At 46.6% G+C, this 16,778-nt stretch carries 18 protein-coding genes; all 18 read left to right on the top strand.

Going from position 1 to position 16,778, the window contains the following annotated elements:
* Positions 1–63: 63 nt before the first annotated feature.
* Complete coding sequence (spoIIR, locus tag ABXS78_RS14540) at positions 64–690, top strand: stage II sporulation protein R (RefSeq protein ID WP_366247802.1); 627 nt, start codon at positions 64–66, stop codon at positions 688–690.
* Positions 691–753: 63 nt separating this feature from the next.
* Positions 754–1,122 (top strand): hypothetical protein, encoded by a 369-nt coding sequence (locus ABXS78_RS14535; protein WP_366247801.1) that lies wholly within the window; start codon positions 754–756, stop codon positions 1,120–1,122.
* A 71-nt stretch (positions 1,123–1,193) separates the two neighbouring features.
* A complete protein-coding gene (locus tag ABXS78_RS14530; RefSeq protein ID WP_366249951.1) occupies positions 1,194–2,210 on the top strand; it encodes an L-threonylcarbamoyladenylate synthase in 1,017 nt (338 codons plus the stop codon).
* Between the two features lie 142 nt (positions 2,211–2,352).
* Positions 2,353–2,958 (top strand): low molecular weight protein arginine phosphatase, encoded by a 606-nt coding sequence (locus tag ABXS78_RS14525; protein WP_366247800.1) that lies wholly within the window; start codon positions 2,353–2,355, stop codon positions 2,956–2,958.
* 49 nt (positions 2,959–3,007) lie between these two features.
* The gene (locus tag ABXS78_RS14520) at positions 3,008–4,384 is read left to right on the top strand and encodes a methyl-accepting chemotaxis protein (protein ID WP_366247799.1); all 1,377 of its coding nucleotides are present in this window, start codon (positions 3,008–3,010) and stop codon (positions 4,382–4,384) included.
* Positions 4,338–4,778, top strand: a complete 441-nt coding sequence (rpiB, locus tag ABXS78_RS14515) for a ribose 5-phosphate isomerase B (protein WP_366247798.1) — start codon at positions 4,338–4,340, stop codon at positions 4,776–4,778. The genes ABXS78_RS14520 and rpiB overlap by 47 nt, the downstream gene beginning before the upstream one ends.
* A gap of 15 nt (positions 4,779–4,793) precedes the next feature.
* Entirely contained in the window at positions 4,794–5,333 is a 540-nt protein-coding gene (locus tag ABXS78_RS14510) for a TIGR01440 family protein (protein ID WP_366247797.1), read from the top strand.
* Between the two features lie 48 nt (positions 5,334–5,381).
* On the top strand, positions 5,382–6,617 hold the full coding sequence (gene glyA / locus ABXS78_RS14505) for a serine hydroxymethyltransferase (protein WP_366247796.1): 1,236 nt from the start codon (positions 5,382–5,384) through the stop codon (positions 6,615–6,617).
* A gap of 673 nt (positions 6,618–7,290) precedes the next feature.
* Positions 7,291–7,920, top strand: a complete 630-nt coding sequence (gene upp / locus ABXS78_RS14500) for a uracil phosphoribosyltransferase (protein WP_366247795.1) — start codon at positions 7,291–7,293, stop codon at positions 7,918–7,920.
* Complete coding sequence (gene wecB / locus ABXS78_RS14495) at positions 7,907–9,067, top strand: UDP-N-acetylglucosamine 2-epimerase (non-hydrolyzing) (RefSeq protein WP_366247794.1); 1,161 nt, start codon at positions 7,907–7,909, stop codon at positions 9,065–9,067. The genes upp and wecB overlap by 14 nt, the downstream gene beginning before the upstream one ends.
* A gap of 65 nt (positions 9,068–9,132) precedes the next feature.
* Positions 9,133–11,316 carry a S8 family serine peptidase gene (locus ABXS78_RS14490; protein WP_366247793.1) on the top strand — a complete coding sequence of 728 codons (2,184 nt, stop codon included), beginning with the start codon at positions 9,133–9,135 and terminating at the stop codon, positions 11,314–11,316.
* A gap of 441 nt (positions 11,317–11,757) precedes the next feature.
* Positions 11,758–12,129 (top strand): ATP synthase subunit I, encoded by a 372-nt coding sequence (locus tag ABXS78_RS14485; protein ID WP_366247792.1) that lies wholly within the window; start codon positions 11,758–11,760, stop codon positions 12,127–12,129.
* Positions 12,130–12,150: 21 nt separating this feature from the next.
* The gene (gene atpB, locus ABXS78_RS14480) at positions 12,151–12,885 is read left to right on the top strand and encodes a F0F1 ATP synthase subunit A (protein WP_095220936.1); all 735 of its coding nucleotides are present in this window, start codon (positions 12,151–12,153) and stop codon (positions 12,883–12,885) included.
* Between the two features lie 32 nt (positions 12,886–12,917).
* Positions 12,918–13,124, top strand: a complete 207-nt coding sequence (gene atpE / locus ABXS78_RS14475; protein WP_077307123.1) for a F0F1 ATP synthase subunit C — start codon at positions 12,918–12,920, stop codon at positions 13,122–13,124.
* A gap of 181 nt (positions 13,125–13,305) precedes the next feature.
* Positions 13,306–13,764 carry a F0F1 ATP synthase subunit B gene (gene atpF, locus ABXS78_RS14470; protein WP_095221238.1) on the top strand — a complete coding sequence of 153 codons (459 nt, stop codon included), beginning with the start codon at positions 13,306–13,308 and terminating at the stop codon, positions 13,762–13,764.
* Between the two features lie 3 nt (positions 13,765–13,767).
* Positions 13,768–14,313 (top strand): F0F1 ATP synthase subunit delta, encoded by a 546-nt coding sequence (locus ABXS78_RS14465; protein WP_366247791.1) that lies wholly within the window; start codon positions 13,768–13,770, stop codon positions 14,311–14,313.
* Between the two features lie 18 nt (positions 14,314–14,331).
* A complete protein-coding gene (atpA, locus tag ABXS78_RS14460; RefSeq protein WP_366247790.1) occupies positions 14,332–15,837 on the top strand; it encodes a F0F1 ATP synthase subunit alpha in 1,506 nt (501 codons plus the stop codon).
* A gap of 60 nt (positions 15,838–15,897) precedes the next feature.
* On the top strand, positions 15,898–16,764 hold the full coding sequence (atpG, locus tag ABXS78_RS14455; RefSeq protein ID WP_095220933.1) for an ATP synthase F1 subunit gamma: 867 nt from the start codon (positions 15,898–15,900) through the stop codon (positions 16,762–16,764).
* The last annotated feature ends 14 nt before the right edge of the window (positions 16,765–16,778 follow it).

Genomic DNA, 16,778 nt, shown 5'->3' with positions numbered 1-16,778 from the left:
GTTTAATTCCTCCCAGCATGTTCATACTGGTACCATCACACAAAAAGGAAAGAGGTACCAGATATGAAGAAGCTTTGTTTTTCCCTGACTGCAATCGTTCTATTATTTTTATATATTTTATATCCGGGAAATGGCACAGAAGCGCAGGTGAGCAATAGTTCCCAAGCAGTGAAAGAAATTCCGGATGAAGCAATACGTCTCCGTATTCTGGCAAATAGCAATTCAGATGGTGATCAGCAGCTGAAGCGCTTGATCCGGGATGAAGTGAATGCACAGATCAATAGCTGGGTGAAGGATATGACGGATATTGAAGAGGCGCGGGCACTTATTGAAGAGCAGCTGCCTGAGATTAAGAAGACGGTCGCTCGTGTGCTGAATGAACAAGGGAAGAGCCAAGGGTTCAACGTGGAGTACAGTGATGAGATTTCTTTTCCGGCAAAGCTTTACGGAACCTATCTTTATCCGGCAGGGCAGTATGAGGCAGTATTGATCACACTTGGAGAAGGTGAAGGCGAAAACTGGTGGTGTGTGCTCTTCCCGCCGCTTTGCTTTCTGGACTTCTCCAGCGGTACAAGTGTAGCAGAAGCAGAAGAGAATGCAGATGCAGAGCCAGTCGAAGTAGTGGCGGAAGCGCCAGCAGAAGAAGAAAAGCCTAAAGTGAAGTTCTTTCTATTAGAATGGTTCAGCTAGGATCATATTCTATTCCTCCCGTTCATATAATCTAGTAATAACTGCTAGACGGGAGGATTTTTTATGCAATTGATACCTGCTCAAGCGTGCGAGCTGTCCGAGCTGGATGCTTTTTTTGAGAATAGCCTGCCCCGGTGGAATCTCGAGCAGCAGAAACTATATGAAGAGGGTTATATCATAGAGGCGGAAGAAGGATGGCGGGCGTTTTTCTGTTTGGAACAGCATGGCGAGGCTCTGCGCGTGCATTCCATGTACGTAAAGCCGCCAGCTAACGGGACAATCATTTTAACCTGTATGGAGCTTGCCAGCATAGAAGCAAGAAGGCGGGAAGCGAGCAGTCTGCGGCTGATCAGCCACCATGAAACGCTCGACCAACTAATGGCTCTGTATGGATTTGAAGCTAGACATGGCTTTTGGGAGAAGGCGCTCTGACATTGGGGATTGTCAGTCTATGTGGTATCATAGCTCTTAGTGATATTAGCAAAAGGAGCATCTGATCCATGATGGAAACGAAGCATTGGACTGTGTTACAGCAGTCCTTCGATAAAATAGCGATGGAGGAGGCAGCAGCTCTTCTTAAAAAAGGGGAGGCTGTTGCTTTTCCGACCGAGACAGTTTATGGTCTTGGCGCTGATGCAACAAATGAACAAGCCGTCCGGAAAATATTCGAGGCAAAAGGCCGTCCGTCTGATAATCCGCTCATCGTCCACGTGGCTGACAAAGAGCAGCTGAAAGACCTTGTTGAAGATATCCCTGATGTTGCTTATAAACTTCTAGAGGCATTCAGCCCTGGGCCGATTACGCTTATATTGAAGAGCAAAGGGACAGTTGCAGCGAATGTCAGTGCTGGACTAGATTCAATTGGTATCCGGATACCGAGTCATCCGGTTGGCTTACGTCTTTTGCAGGAAGTAGCGTTACCGATTGCAGCACCGAGTGCGAATATATCAGGCAGACCCAGCCCGACGAAAGCTGAACACGTAGTCCATGATCTGGATGGACGAATTGCCGGGATCATGGACGGTGGCCCGACTGGAATCGGCCTGGAGTCCACAGTGGTTGACTGTACGGAAGCAGTGCCAGTCATATTGCGGCCAGGCGGAGTGACAGCTGAAGCGATCCAAGAGGTCATCGGAACAGTGATGGTGGATCCTGGACTAGCTGGCGGAGAGAAAGAGAAACCAAAGGCACCAGGTATGAAATACACCCATTATGCACCAGAAGCTCCGCTATATTTAGTGGACAAAGAGATGCAGCTGCACGCGGACAAGCTTACTGAAGCAGGTGAGAAGGTCGGCATTATTGCGACAGAGGAGCTTGCGCAAATGCTGCAGAGTGAACGGATTCAAATCTGCGGCACACGAAGCGATCTCTCCACAGTAGCAGAGCATCTGTACGATGCGCTCAGGCATTTCAAGAAATCAGATGTAACTGTCATCCTTTGTGAAAGCTTCGAGAAGCATGGAGTCGGTGCAGCTATCATGAATAGGCTCGAAAAGGCAGCGACAGGAAGAATATAAGCAAAAAGGGAACGTCCAGTGTGACGTTCCTTTTCATATGATAAATATTACCGGATTCGTGCAGATGTCCATGACGATGTAAGAATGCCTCACCTGTTGTATACTACTAGTAGAACCATTCTAGAAGCAAGGAGATATTTGGATGAAACTATTAATTGTTTGTACTGGCAATACGTGCAGAAGCCCGATGGCAGAAGCACTTGTGCGCAAACGGCTGCCGCAGGTGGAGGTACAGTCCGCTGGTATATTCGCACATGACGGGTCACCGGCCTCTCATCAGGCGGTAACGGTCATGGAGGAGGCTGGAGTACTGTTTAGTCACCAATCCAAGCCTGTGACGAGAGAGCGTGTGGATTGGGCCGATTTGATCCTGACGATGACGGAACAGCATAAACAATTATTGCTGGAACAGTATCCTTATGCGGCTGAAAAACTGTATACCTTGCCGGAATATGCGTCTCAGGAGGCGGCAGCTGCTTGGAAATCATTGCAGGAAGCGTATGCTGATCTGGAAACGAAACGTGTCCGGTTCGCCAGCAGTTTTTCTGGAGACCCTGCTGCATTCCAAAGGGAATTCATGCGCGCCCACCAGCACGAGATCGCACATATTCAGGAGCTTGAAGCAAGTATGCCTGCAGCGGATATCATGGATCCTTTCGGGCGTTCTGTTGAAGTGTACCGCACGACGCTGAAGGAATTGGATTTCTATGTTGATAAATTGGCAGAAAAGATTCACAATGAGAAGTAGGTAAAAAGACTCTCATACCAAAATATCAGCATGGATGGTGGATTATGTCATGAAAAGCTTCAGTCTGCGTCTCAAACTGGCGATTTTCGCCACAGTTCTCGCATTGGTCACCTATAGTGTGAGTGCATTATTCATTTATATTGTGCATCCCTTTGTACAGCAATATTGGGATGTTGCCGGTCCGGTACTGGTTCTTCTCACACTATTTCTCGGTGTTTTATGGACCGGGATCCTAGCCTTTTCTGCAGCCCGCTTTATCACGAAGCCGTTGAAGGATTTGGAAAAGGTTGCAACAAAAGCTGCTGACGGCAGCCTGGAGGAAGAATGGGAGGTTGTTCCTTCGAATGATGAGATTGGTGCTTTGACACGCGCTTTTCAGAAAATGCTTCATAACCTGAAGTCAATGATCTCAGACATTGATGCAAATGCAAAAGCGAATGATCAGTACGCCAGACAGATCCAGTCTGAAACAATGACTGCATCTGAAAAAGTCATTGAGATTGATGGAATTATGCAGACGATGGCTGAAGGAGCGCAATCTACATCAGGTGCGGTCGGCAGCATTGTGCAATCACTCGACAACGCAACAGCCTTGTCAGAGGATGTCCGGACTAAAGCGGATCAGTCACAGGAACTATCCAATGGGATGGTTGGAAAATTGCATAGTTCCCAGACAGTTGTAATGGATTTGGTACAGGGAATTCAAATGATCGCAGAAAAACAGGAGCATTCAATCGGCAATGTTAAGCAGCTCGAAAAGAACGCTTCAAAAATCGAAGAGATCATCCGTTTTGTCAGTGATATAGCGGAACAGACTAATCTGCTTGCACTTAATGCTTCTATCGAGGCGGCGCGTGCCGGCGAACAGGGACGGGGATTCGCAGTAGTAGCTGAAGAGGTTCGGAAGCTGGCGGATGAAAGCAGACAGGCAGCACAGGACATTTCTGTTAATATTAAAGAGATCCAGCAGAACATTGGACAAGTTGTTACGGAAATTGACGAGCAATTGGCACTGGCACGGACTGAGGCAGAAAAAGGCTCCGAAAGCAGTGTCGTCATGGAGGAAATGACGGCAGCGATTACACACGTTGTTACGTCGATTCAGGAAATCGGCAAGCTGACCTTGCAGCAACGAGAAGAAATTGCTTCGGTTACAGATCAGTCCAAAGGTGTGGCGACACTTGCTGAGCAGGCGTCAGCCGGAGCGCAGGAAGTAAGTGCTTCTGTTCAGGAGCAAGCATCTGTCATGCATAACCTGGAGCAATTATCGGCATCACTCGAGGAACAAGCTGGCAGGCTCAGAGAACAAATGAAACAATTCCATTTTACACAACAATCATCCGTGCATCACGCGGAATTCGGAAGGAAGGATGAAGAAAATGAAAGTGATTCTAACATCAGACCACGGTGGAGTAAATCTTCGTAAGGAAATTGCAGATCTTTTAACTGAGTTGAATATTGAATTTGTAGATACAGGCTGTGATTGTGAGGGCTCCGTTGATTATCCGGATTACGGAATTCCAGCTGCAGAAAGAGTAGCAAACGGCGAATTCGATCGCGGTATCCTGATTTGCGGTACTGGTATTGGTATGAGTATTTCGGCGAACAAAGTATCAGGCATCCGTGCAGCACTCGTGCACGATGTATTCAGCGCAAAAGCAACGCGTGAGCATAATGACAGCAACATGCTGGCAATGGGTGAACGTGTAATCGGGCCAGGACTGGCACGCGAAATCGTTCAAACGTGGCTTGGAACTGAATTTACAGCAGGTCGTCACCAAAACCGCGTCAACAAAATTTCAGAGTACGAAAGCAAGTAAAGAGCGAGGGTATACATGAAAGCAATCGCAGATCATATTAAAACTGTTGTAAGGGAGCTTGCTTCCTGTGGGCATTTGCATAAGGGAGATTTATTCTTGATCGGATGTTCGACAAGCGAAGTAGCTGGTGAGCGAATCGGCAGTGCAGGAAATATGGAAATTGCAGAACTGCTTTACCAGCAGCTGGAATGGCTGAAAAAAGAAACTGGCATAAATCTCGTATTTCAGTGCTGTGAACACCTAAATCGTGCTATTGTAGTAGAGAAGCATATCAGTCGGCAATACGGTTTAACCGAAGTTTCCGCGAAACCTGTTGCAAGAGCCGGTGGTTCGATGGCTGCTTGCGCTTATGAGCAGTTTGAGAATCCTGTGTTGGTCGAAGATATCCGGGCGGATGCCGGAATTGATATCGGGGAAACGATGATCGGGATGCATCTGAAGCCTGTTGCAGTGCCATTCCGTCTCAAACAGCGGTATATCGGCGGTGCCCGGATCAATACAGCTTACACAAGACCTAAACTGATCGGCGGCGTGAGGGCTGTGTACCCTGACTAAAACACCGGCTACGACATACATCAACAATACACGAGGAGGCATGTTTCGATGAAACATATTCAAGCGAATGATCCAGAACTATTCCAAGCTATAGAAGACGAAAGAGGGCGCCAGCACGACAAAATCGAGCTGATCGCTTCTGAGAACTTCGTATCACAGGCTGTCATGGAAGCGCAAGGCTCCGTACTCACAAACAAATATGCGGAAGGCTATCCAGGCCGCAGATATTATGGCGGTTGTGAATATGTTGATGTAGCAGAAAATCTCGCAATTAACCGAGCAAAGGAAATCTTCGGTGCAGAGCATGCCAATGTACAGCCGCACTCCGGTGCACAGGCAAACATGGCTGTTTATTTCGCATTTTTGGAGCCAGGCGATACGGTTCTTGGGATGAACCTCAGTCATGGCGGCCATTTGACCCACGGCAGTCCAGTGAACTTCAGCGGTAAGCTGTATAACTTCACGGAATATGGTGTGGATCAGGAAACAGAGCAGCTTGACTACGACGTCGTACGTGAAAAAGCACTTGAAGTAAAGCCAAAGCTGATCGTAGCTGGAGCAAGTGCTTATCCGCGTGAAATCGATTTTGCGAAATTCCGCGAAATTGCTGATGAAGTCGGTGCTTATCTTATGGTTGATATGGCGCATATCGCTGGTCTTGTAGCAACAGGCGTACATCAATCGCCAGTTCCTTATGCAGATGTTGTGACAACAACAACGCATAAAACATTGCGCGGACCTCGTGGTGGTATGATCTTGACAAAAGAGAAGTACGCTAAGCAGATCGATAAAGCTGTCTTCCCAGCAATGCAAGGCGGACCATTGATGCATGTAATCGCAGCGAAAGCAGTAAGCTTCAAAGAAATCCTGGATAATGATTTCAAAGCTTATGCGCAGCAGATTGTTGATAACGCACAGCGTCTTGCGGAAGGCCTTACAAAAGAAGGCGTCCGTCTTGTATCTGGCGGTACAGACAACCACCTGCTTCTTCTTGATGTAAGCAAACTAGGTCTTACAGGTAAAGACGCAGAGCATGCATTGGATGAAGTCGGTGTGACAACGAACAAAAACACGATTCCATTTGATAAAGAAGGTCCATTCATCACAAGTGGTGTGCGGATCGGTACAGCAGCAGTCACTACCCGCGGCTTCAAGCTTGCGGAAATGGACGAGCTTGCTGCTATCATCGCTACAACATTGAAGCATCATGATGATGCAGCGAAATTGGAGGAAGTGAAAGGCCGCGTCAAAGCGTTGGCTGATCGTTTCCCGCTTTATAAGTAATTGAAGAAAGACAGTCGCATGAGCGGCTGTCTTTCTTTCTTTATTATAATTGAGATGATATAGTTATTTTGTCGAAACACAAAAATGTGTCCACGGGGATTGGCCTCCCATTGCTGATGATGACAAGCTTATTTCTATGGAACTTAAAAAGTCATAAGATTGAAACAGAAAGAGAAGTGGTAACAGTTCAAAACTTTTTAACGATGGGGAATAATATACTTGCAATCTTTACTGCTATCAGCAATATGGGATCTGGCTTCCTATTTTATAGACATAGTCTACTGATGATCCTGTGAAATCCAGGTGAAAAAATAAGAATTCCAGTGAGTATTACTGTGATTGAGTTTGGGACATAAGTGCCTTAAATAGTTGTAACCGAACTATATCGTGAATCTTCTAAGGAGATTTACGTAAGTTCGGTTTTTTATTTGATTATCTAGCCAAGCGGAGTGTTCTGCCGAAGCGGTGCCAAGGATCACTGTTCATTTTAGTTATGTCCCAGGCTCTTTTTCTAATGTTTTTTCGTTTTTCTGGTTTTGCTTAATTCCTGCTATCTCACTAACCTCTCTGTCCCCTAAACGGTCTCTTCTGCTTTCCTTATTTTCATTGCGTTCCTTTTTCTCTTTCTGTATACTGGTTAAGATTTGAATATTTTTAGAGGGAGTGTTCGGAAATGGGTAATGTTTTTGTTTTGGATCATCCGTTAATTCAGCATAAGCTTACGTACATACGTGATAAGAATACAGGTACGAAGGAGTTCCGTGAGTTGGTGGATGAGGTTGCTGCGCTTATGGCGTTTGAGATCACACGTGATCTGCCAATGGAAGAGACAACGATTCAAACACCTGTCGTAGAAGCGAAAACGAAGGTACTTGCTGGGAAGAAAATCGGACTTGTACCGATCTTGCGTGCGGGTCTTGGTATGACGGAAGGAATCCTGCGCCTGATCCCTGCTGCGCGTGTCGGACATATTGGTATGTACCGAGATCCGGAAACAATGCAGCCAGTGGAGTACTATATCAAACTCCCATCTGATATTGAAGAACGTGAATTGATTGTCATCGATCCGATGCTTGCAACGGGCGGATCTGCTAATGATGCGATTCACTCCTTGAAAAAGCGCGGTGCGAAACAGATTCGTCTAATGTGCTTAATTGCTGCTCCTGAAGGCGTGGAAGTGATCAAGAAAGAACATCCGGATGTAGATATTTACCTAGCTGCAATGGATGAAAAACTTGATGAACACGGCTATATCGTACCAGGTCTTGGCGATGCTGGGGATCGTTTGTATGGCACCAAGTAAAAAAAGAGTCATGCTTGTCTTCGGGACACGTCCTGAAGCAGTCAAGATGGCACCGCTTGTTCTTGAATTGAAAAAGCGGTCAGAGCAGTTCGACACGATTGTCGCGGTGACTGCACAGCAGCGGGAAATGCTCGATCAAGTACTAACCATATTTGACATCACTCCTGATTATGACTTGAATATCATGAAAGCACGGCAAAGCCTGGCACATATCACTACAAAGGTGATGGAAGGGCTGGACGAGCTATATCAAGAGATAAAGCCGGATATCGTGCTTGTACATGGGGACACGACAACTAGTTTTGCAGCATCACTGGCTGCATACTATAATCAGATCCCTGTCGGGCATGTGGAAGCGGGGTTGCGTACTTGGAACAAGTATTCACCGTTTCCGGAAGAGCTTAATCGGCAGCTGACTGGTGTGATAGCAGATCTTCATTTCTCTCCGACAGCTCAAGCACGGCAAAATCTGCTTAATGAAAATAAGAGCGTGGAAGCTATTGCTGTTACAGGCAATACAGCAATTGACGCCTTACAGACTACTGTCGACCCGAATTATCAGCATCCTATCCTGGAACAAGCTGCTGGCAAACGTTTAGTGCTTGTCACAGCCCACCGTCGGGAAAATCTTGGTGAGAATATGGAGCATATGTTCACTGCGATCAGAAGGATTGCTGATGCTCATCCAGACACATTGATTGTCTATCCGGTGCACTTGAATCCAGCAGTGCGTGACATAGCGAATCGAATCCTCGGGAACCATGATCGAATTCAACTGATCGAGCCGCTAGGGCTGATTGATTTTCATAACTTTGCTTCCCAGGCTTACTTGATTCTCACAGATTCTGGTGGTGTCCAGGAAGAAGCGCCGTCGCTTGGAGTTCCTGTGCTTGTACTTCGTGATACGACAGAACGGCCCGAAGGTATCGAGGCAGGTACATTAAAACTTGCCGGTACAGATGAAAAGACCATTTTCAATATGGCAGACAAGCTTCTTCGTGATGGTCAAGCACATGAAGAAATGTCACAAGCGTCCAATCCTTATGGAGATGGACGAGCTTCGATTCGTATTGCCGATTATCTTCAATTTTATTTCGGCTTACAATCGCAGCCGCCTATACCTTTCCAACCAGCTGATCCTAAATAGGGCAGCTGGTTTTTGCATAGGGAATCTTCACACGTGCATCCTAATGGCACGAGGGGGGAGAGGCTGTGAAGCGATTAAGTTTACTGTTCATATGTGTATGTATCATCTTCGGTTTTCAGCCGGTTCAAGCAGCAGAGCAGAGGACGGTTATTATTGAATTGGACGGAGATGTATCTGCCTATCGGGAGTATTTAGAGATGCATTATCCTTTTATCGAAGTCGTAGAAGAATTCGACACCTTGTTCCAAGGATTGGCACTGCGCGCAACGGACGCGCAGCTGAATGACTTGTCCCAGCACAGTCACCTGCTGAATATCCATCAGGTGCATACCTATAAAGCAGAAACAAGAAAAGCGGAAGTTCCATTTGTGACGCAGGAGTTCCTTGGGACTAGTGCTGCGGGTGTTACCGGGAAAGGGGTCAAAGTCGGTGTCATCGATACTGGTATTGATTACACCCATCCTGATTTGAAAAAGAATTACAAAGGCGGCTTTGATGTTGTTGACTGGGATGACGATCCGATGGAGACAAAACCTGAAGAAGGAGAAGCGACAATTCATGGGACCCATGTTGCTGGCATTATCGGAGCAAATGGAAAAATGAAAGGTATTGCCCCGGATGCTGACATCTATAGCTATCGGGCACTGGGACCAGGTGGTACAGGAACATCAGTCCAAGTGATTGCGGCTATTGAAAAAGCGGTCGAAGATAAGATGGATATCATCAATTTGTCGTTGGGAAGCTCTGTGAACGGACCGGATTGGCCGACCAGCCTGGCAGTGAATAAAGCAGTGGAGCTGGGCGTGATCGTCGTAACAGCAAATGGGAATGAAGGTCCTGCTAATTGGACAGTCGGTTCCCCTGCAACTGCCACGAAAGCATTATCTGTCGGTGCTGTTACCACACCGCAGAAAACAGCTGTCCTGTACGAGCGTTTTTATAAGAAACTGATTCCGATTCTGCCGCTTCAAGGAGCTGTTGAGTGGAAGCAGCGGCGTTCCTTGCCGATAATGGATGGCGGTACGGGAGAAAGGCAGCTTCCGGATGCAACAGGAAAAATTGTCGTCTTCAAAAGAGGAAAAATACCATTTGCAGAAAAAGCTAGAGCTGCGGAGCAAGCGAATGCTGCAGCTGTCCTCATTTATAACGATGGGAGCGGTCCTTTGGAAGCATCCATCCAGGATGGCAAAAAGCCAGTTTCAATCCCTGTGGCAGCCGTCACAAAGCGGGATGGATTATGGCTCCTAAAAAATGTGCAGACTGCACAGCTGTCGGCGAAGCAAATAGAGCTCCAGAATAGAATGGCTGCATTCAGTTCGAGAGGACCTGTTACTAGGAACTGGGCCATCAAGCCGGAAATAGCTGCGCCTGGCGCTCCTGTATGGAGTACTGTCCCCCAATCCGGCTATCAAGCTCTACAGGGTACGAGTATGGCTGCGCCATATGTGGCAGGAGCCCTGGCACTCGTTAAAGAAGCGCATCCAGAATGGACTGATGAGCAGCAAATAGGTGCGCTGCTTACAACGGCACAGCAGCTCCTGAAGCCAGATGGGCAGCCCTATGCCCCGATTGAACAAGGCATGGGGAAAATGCAGCCATCCAAAGCAATCTCTACGCCAGTCATCATTGAAAATCCTCTGATTCGATTCGGAAAGATTGATACAAAGCAAGAAACAGAATACGTACTTACTGTCCATAATGTAAGCGACGTCCAGCAGCATCTGCAATTCGATCAGCCTAAAGCAGTGAGTGGTATACGCTGGAAGGTACCATTGGCAGTCAAGCTAGCGCCTCATGAAACGAAACGATTAAAAATAAGTATCTCTGTCAATCCTGATATACAGGAAGCTGGTGTCCACCAAGGATATGTATCAGCCCGATTTGGGAAACAGGAAGTACAGATCCCTTACTTATTCCTCTTAAAAAACGCTGATTACCCGAAGGCAATGGGGCTCGAAATGGAATGGAAACCGCTTGACAGAAGAGGTGCCTACCACTATCAAATCTATTTGCCTGAAGGAGCGGCTGAACTCCGAATAGACTTGTATGACCCAGATACACTTATTTATAACAGAAAGCTGCTGACCAAAAAACAAGTGGATGCAGGGCTGCTGGAGGGGAGACTGAGTAAGAGGGAAGCCGGAAAACCCGGAGTCTATCTGGCTTTGATTCAGCTTCGTCTTAATGATGGAAAGTATGTGACCACGGAACTGCCGCTTTATTTGTCAGACCGGATGCTCGTGAAATAGTACAAGTAAGTGAATTATATGTCACAGAATTGTCATATATGAACAGCTGATTATCCTATATAATAGTAAGCGGAGGCCTATGCGTTTGATGACGGATAGTCCTTTGCTTAATTGCTTTCGTGGAAGCGTATCCAATGTTGTTGTGGAAGGAAATTATTAACTTTGTAATTTATTTCACAATCTTGTATTGACACCACGAATAGGCCTATTGTATTCTATACATTGCGTGTGGTGGGCAGCTTGTATCATAAGTGAGGCGTGGTTTGCGCGCAGCGTCCCTACAGATCATGTAAAACACCGGCGCAAGAAAGAACAATGGTGGACAAGCAATTATATGTCTTATATGTGGTTTGCAGGTTGATCCATCTTTTCGTATTTACCGCTTTCCATACATAAGTATAAGCAGTAAATGTACGTCTTACACGCATGGGAGTAATGAAGATGCAGCAAGTCAATAAGATGATCCATGCACGACAACTCAAATGGATGCTATATTTACTGGCACTTTTGATGCTTGGAGCGGGTTTCACTCCGTACCAGCGCATTTTCCTCGGCTTGTTTCTTGGGGCCTCCGTCAGCTTCTTCTCTGTGTGGCTTCTTCAACGGAAGATCAGACAGTTCACTGAAGCTGTCGCTACACATGGCAGAATACCAGCCTTAGGCACCTTTTCCCGCATGGCAGCGTCTGTGTTGGCTGTGATGCTCGCACTTCGTTTTGACGCTTATTTCCATCTTATTGCAGTAGTTATTGGTTTAGCTGCTGGCTACATCATTATCTTTATAGATAGTTTCTTCACGAGTTTAAAAGACTAGTAATGAAAGAGGTGAAATTAATTGAATCACGGATCACCAATGTGGAATAATGCATTCGGTATCGAATGGCTCGACTTCAACTTGTCGACATCTCTGATGACCATCATCTCCTCTGTTATCGTCTTTATCCTTTGTGTAATGGGCAGCAGGAATCTGCAGCGCAGACCTCGTGCTTTCCAGAACGTGATGGAGATGCTAGTTGACTTCGTAAAGAAAGTGATTGGCGACGCAATGGACTGGAAAACAGGCAAACAATTCCTGCCGCTCGGTCTGACGCTCTTCATGTACATCTTTGTGAGTAACATGCTTGGTGTCATCATCATGGTTGTCGTGGGTCAAGACCATAATCTTTGGTGGAAATCACCGACATCCGATGCAGCAACCACACTAACATTATCAGTGATGGTCATCTTGCTCACCAACTTCTATGGTGTCAAGATTCTTGGCGGAAAAGAATACCTCAAGGGCTACATTCGTCCGGTGCCGTTCTTGCTTCCATTGAACTTAATCGAGGAAGCAGCGAATACACTGACACTCGGATTGCGTCTTTTCGGTAACATTTTCGCAGGGGAAGTATTGTTATCCTTGATTGGGGAGTCTCTGGCTGGCGTTAACCCGCCATTTACGACAGTATTGGCATTCGTGCCGATGATCGCATGGCAGGGCTTCAGTCTTTTCATCGGGACAATCCAGTCTTATATATTCCTAGTGCTGACAATGGTTTACATGTCGCACAAAGTTTCAAAAGCACATTAATCAGTTTTTAAATACAAGGAGGAAATTTAAACATGAGTTCATTAGCAGCTGCAATTGCAATTGGTTTAGCCGCACTAGGCGCAGGTATTGGTAACGGTCTGATCGTTAGCCGCACAGTAGAAGGGATCGCAAGACAGCCTGAGCTTGCTGGAAGACTTCAAACTACAATGTACATCGGTGTCGCACTAGTAGAGGTTATTCCTATCTTCGCCCTAGTTATCGCGTTCATGGTAATGTAATTCACCTATCGCAAGTACTCTATAATTTGAATGAATGGCGAAATTCTATATCTTGAATATTCGCCATTCTTTTTGTAAGGCCCCGGATAAATCGGGAAAAAGATAGTTTAGCTCGAAAGGAGTGGCACAGTTGCAAACACTTACGATTGGTGCTGCAGTAGGTGGATTACCTATCGGTAGCATGTTGATTCAACTTATCAGCTTCATCATCCTGCTGGCGCTTCTTAAGAAGTTCGCATGGAAGCCTTTATTGAAAGTCATGCAGGACCGCCAGGAATATATCTCAAATGAGATTGATACGGCAGAAGCTAGCCGCAAGGAAGCCGAAGCAGCAGCTAAAACTGCAGCAGAGGAATTGAAACAAACACGTGCAGAAGCACAATCTATCATAGAAGAAGCAAGAAAAGCGGGCCAGCAGCAGGAAGAGCAGATCATTGCTACAGCGCGCCGTGAAGCTGAACGCCTGAAAGACGCAGCGGTCGAAGATATCGCCAACGAAAAGGAAAAAGCAATGCAAGCATTGCAAGCACAAGTGGCATCCCTTTCCGTACAGATTGCAAGCAAAATCATCGAGAAAGAAATTTCTTCCGACGATCAGGACAAGCTTATTAGTGACTATGTGAAAGAATTGGAGCGATAAGCTATGCGTGATGTGACCATTGTAAAACGATACGCAGAAGCGCTGTTCGAAGTGGCAGAGAACCGCGATATCGTGGAAACCGTGCGAGCGGAATTGCACACAGCGAAGCAAGTGGCACAAAACGATGCTGCTTTCCTCCGATTCCTCTCAGAGCCTAAGATTGGCTTGGACAAAAAGAAAGCATTGATCGAAACTAGCTTCGCTGCAGGAAGCATCGAAGTTCGCAATACGTTGAAACTGCTTTTGGATGCTGGACGTATCAGCAGTATCCCGCAAGTGGCGGATGCTTTCCAAACGTTGTATGACGAAAAGCAAGGAACTGCACAAGCGACAGTTTATTCTGTCCGTGAGCTTTCCGAAGCGGAACGTCAGACAGTGGCAGAGACATTTGCGAAAAAGCTCGGCAAACAAGCTGTTTCCATCGATAACAAGATTGATCCGACACTGCTAGGCGGTTTGAAAGTACGGATCGGCAATACAATCTACGACAGCTCGATTAAAACCAAGCTGACTCGTATCGAACGAAATTTAGTAAATGTGAGCAAATAAGGATAGAGGTGAGACCGCATGAGCATGAAAGCTGAAGAAATCAGCGCGTTGATCAAACAGCAAATCGAAAGTTATGACGCTGAAATAGAAGTAAGTGATGTTGGTACTGTTATTCAAGTTGGTGACGGTATCGCACGTGTCCATGGCTTGGACAATGTAATGTCCGGAGAATTGATCGAGTTCTCTAACGGTGTCATGGGACTTGCACAGAACTTGGAAGAATCAAATGTCGGTGTCGTTATTCTTGGTGAATACAAAGGCATCCGCGAAGGAGACGAAGTTCGTCGTACAGGACGTATCATGCAAGTACCTGTTGGAAAAGAGCTTATCGGACGTGTTGTTAACCCACTAGGGCAGCCGATCGATGGTAAAGGTCCAATCGAAGCTAGCAGCACTCGTCCAATTGAATCTCCAGCACCAGGCGTAATGGATCGTAAATCCGTTCATGAGCCGCTTCAGACTGGTATCAAAGCAATCGATGCACTAGTACCTGTAGGCCGCGGTCAGCGTGAGCTGATCATCGGTGACCGTCAGACTGGTAAAACATCTGTAGCTATTGATGCAATTCTTAACCAGCATGATCAAGATATGATCTGTATCTACGTTGCAATCGGCCAGAAGGAATCCACTGTACGCGGTACAGTAGAAACACTTCGTAAACACGGTGCACTTGATTACACAATCGTAGTAGCAGCAGGTGCTTCTGATCCTGCACCATTGCTTTACCTAGCACCATATGCAGGTGTAGCTATGGGTGAAGAGTTCATGTACAACGGCAAGCACGTCTTGATCGTATACGATGATCTTTCTAAACAAGCAGCCGCATACCGTGAGCTTTCCTTGCTTCTTAAACGTCCTCCAGGCCGTGAAGCATTCCCAGGGGATGTTTTCTACTTGCACTCCCGTCTATTGGAGCGTGCAGCGAAGCTAAGTGACGCAAAAGGCGGCGGTTCCATCACTGCATTGCCGTTCGTAGAAACACAAGCTGGTGATATTTCCGCTTATATCCCAACAAACGTTATCTCCATCACGGATGGACAGATCTTCTTGCAGTCCGATTTGTTCTTCTCAGGTGTACGACCAGCGATCAACCCAGGTCTATCTGTATCCCGTGTAGGTGGATCAGCACAGATCAAAGCGATGAAGAAGGTTGCCGGAACATTGCGTCTTGATTTGGCTGCATTCCGTGAGCTTGAATCTTTCGCACAGTTCGGTTCTGATTTGGATGCGGCGACGCAGTCCCGTCTAAACCGCGGAGCACGTACTGTAGAAGTTCTGAAGCAAGGCCTGCATCAGCCGCTTTCCGTTGAGAAGCAAGTAACAATTATCTATGCGCTAGTAAATGGCTACTTGGATGATATTCCGGTTGAGCAGATTGTTCGTTTCGAGAATGAATTCCACACATGGTTTGCTGCGAATCAAGCGGACTTGCTTAAAGGCATCCGTGAGACTGGCAACCCAGCTGATTCTGATCAGCTTAACAATGCGATCGAAGCATTCAAGAAGACATTCGTCGTAAACTAACGTTTCTATAAATTTCGGAATGCTGCACGTATTCCTTACGGAAGGGAGGCTGCATGCGCCTTGGCATCCTTAAGAGATATCCAGAGTAAAATCAACTCTACCAAAAAGACGAAACAAATTACGAAAGCGATGCAGATGGTCTCTGCGTCTAAACTGACGCGGGCAGAACAGAATGCAAAAGCTTTTGTACCATACAGTGAGAAAATGCAGGAGGTTGTGACGCAGATCGCTGCATCAGGCGACGCGACACATCCTATGCTGCAAACTCGTGCAGTCAAGAAGACAGGTTATCTTGTCATCACGGCTGACCGTGGTCTGGCTGGCGGATACAACAACAACGTAATCCGCGAAGTGTATCGTACCATCCAGCATCAGCACGCTTCTGCAGATGAATATACGGTGATTGCTGCCGGACGTTTCGGCCGGGACTTCTTTAAAAAGAACAACCTGCCGATTGCCAAAGAAATCATCGGACTGCCTGATCAGCCAGACTTTGCTGATATCAAGCAGATCGCATCTGAAGCAGTGGAGATGTTCCTAGAAGAAGAAATCGATGAATTGGTATTGTTCTACAACCACTTCAACAGTGCTATCTCCCAGGAAGTAACTTCCCAGAAGCTGCTTCCATTAACAGATCTTTCTTCGGAAAAAGGACGTTCCGTACAAAGCATGTACGAGTTCGAACCTGATGCAGAAGAAATTTTGAAAGTATTGCTGCCTCAATATGCCGAGAGCTTGATTTACGGTGCGTTGCTTGATGCGAAAGCTAGTGAGCACGCTGCACGTATGACAGCAATGAGAAGTGCGACAGACAACGCAAACGAACGGATCGATGAGCTGACGCTTACTTATAACCGGGCACGTCAAGCAGCTATTACACAAGAAATCAGTGAGATTGTCAGCGGAGCGGCTGCGCAGCAATCCTAAGAATACAGATAGGA

The sequence above is a fragment of the Terribacillus aidingensis genome (genome assembly GCF_040703035.1).
Taxonomy (GTDB): domain Bacteria; phylum Bacillota; class Bacilli; order Bacillales; family Amphibacillaceae; genus Terribacillus.
This window is presented reverse-complemented; position numbering and strand designations above follow the sequence as displayed.

Excerpts from the sequence above, each read along its gene's own strand:
- glyA (WP_366247796.1), top strand. The coding sequence starts at position 5,382 with ATGAAACATATTCAAGCGAATGATCCAGAACTATTCCAAGCTATAGAA.
- atpE (WP_077307123.1), top strand. The coding sequence starts at position 12,918 with ATGAGTTCATTAGCAGCTGCAATTGCAATTGGTTTAGCCGCACTAGGC.
- ABXS78_RS14530 (WP_366249951.1), top strand. The coding sequence starts at position 1,194 with ATGGAAACGAAGCATTGGACTGTGTTACAGCAGTCCTTCGATAAAATA.
- rpiB (WP_366247798.1), top strand. The coding sequence starts at position 4,338 with ATGAAAGTGATTCTAACATCAGACCACGGTGGAGTAAATCTTCGTAAG.
- upp (WP_366247795.1), top strand. The coding sequence starts at position 7,291 with ATGGGTAATGTTTTTGTTTTGGATCATCCGTTAATTCAGCATAAGCTT.
- atpF (WP_095221238.1), top strand. The coding sequence starts at position 13,306 with ATGTTGATTCAACTTATCAGCTTCATCATCCTGCTGGCGCTTCTTAAG.
- ABXS78_RS14510 (WP_366247797.1), top strand. The coding sequence starts at position 4,794 with ATGAAAGCAATCGCAGATCATATTAAAACTGTTGTAAGGGAGCTTGCT.
- wecB (WP_366247794.1), top strand. The coding sequence starts at position 7,907 with ATGGCACCAAGTAAAAAAAGAGTCATGCTTGTCTTCGGGACACGTCCT.
- ABXS78_RS14465 (WP_366247791.1), top strand. The coding sequence starts at position 13,768 with ATGCGTGATGTGACCATTGTAAAACGATACGCAGAAGCGCTGTTCGAA.
- spoIIR (WP_366247802.1), top strand. The coding sequence starts at position 64 with ATGAAGAAGCTTTGTTTTTCCCTGACTGCAATCGTTCTATTATTTTTA.
- atpA (WP_366247790.1), top strand. The coding sequence starts at position 14,332 with ATGAGCATGAAAGCTGAAGAAATCAGCGCGTTGATCAAACAGCAAATC.
- ABXS78_RS14525 (WP_366247800.1), top strand. The coding sequence starts at position 2,353 with ATGAAACTATTAATTGTTTGTACTGGCAATACGTGCAGAAGCCCGATG.
- ABXS78_RS14520 (WP_366247799.1), top strand. The coding sequence starts at position 3,008 with ATGAAAAGCTTCAGTCTGCGTCTCAAACTGGCGATTTTCGCCACAGTT.
- ABXS78_RS14535 (WP_366247801.1), top strand. The coding sequence starts at position 754 with ATGCAATTGATACCTGCTCAAGCGTGCGAGCTGTCCGAGCTGGATGCT.
- ABXS78_RS14485 (WP_366247792.1), top strand. The coding sequence starts at position 11,758 with ATGCAGCAAGTCAATAAGATGATCCATGCACGACAACTCAAATGGATG.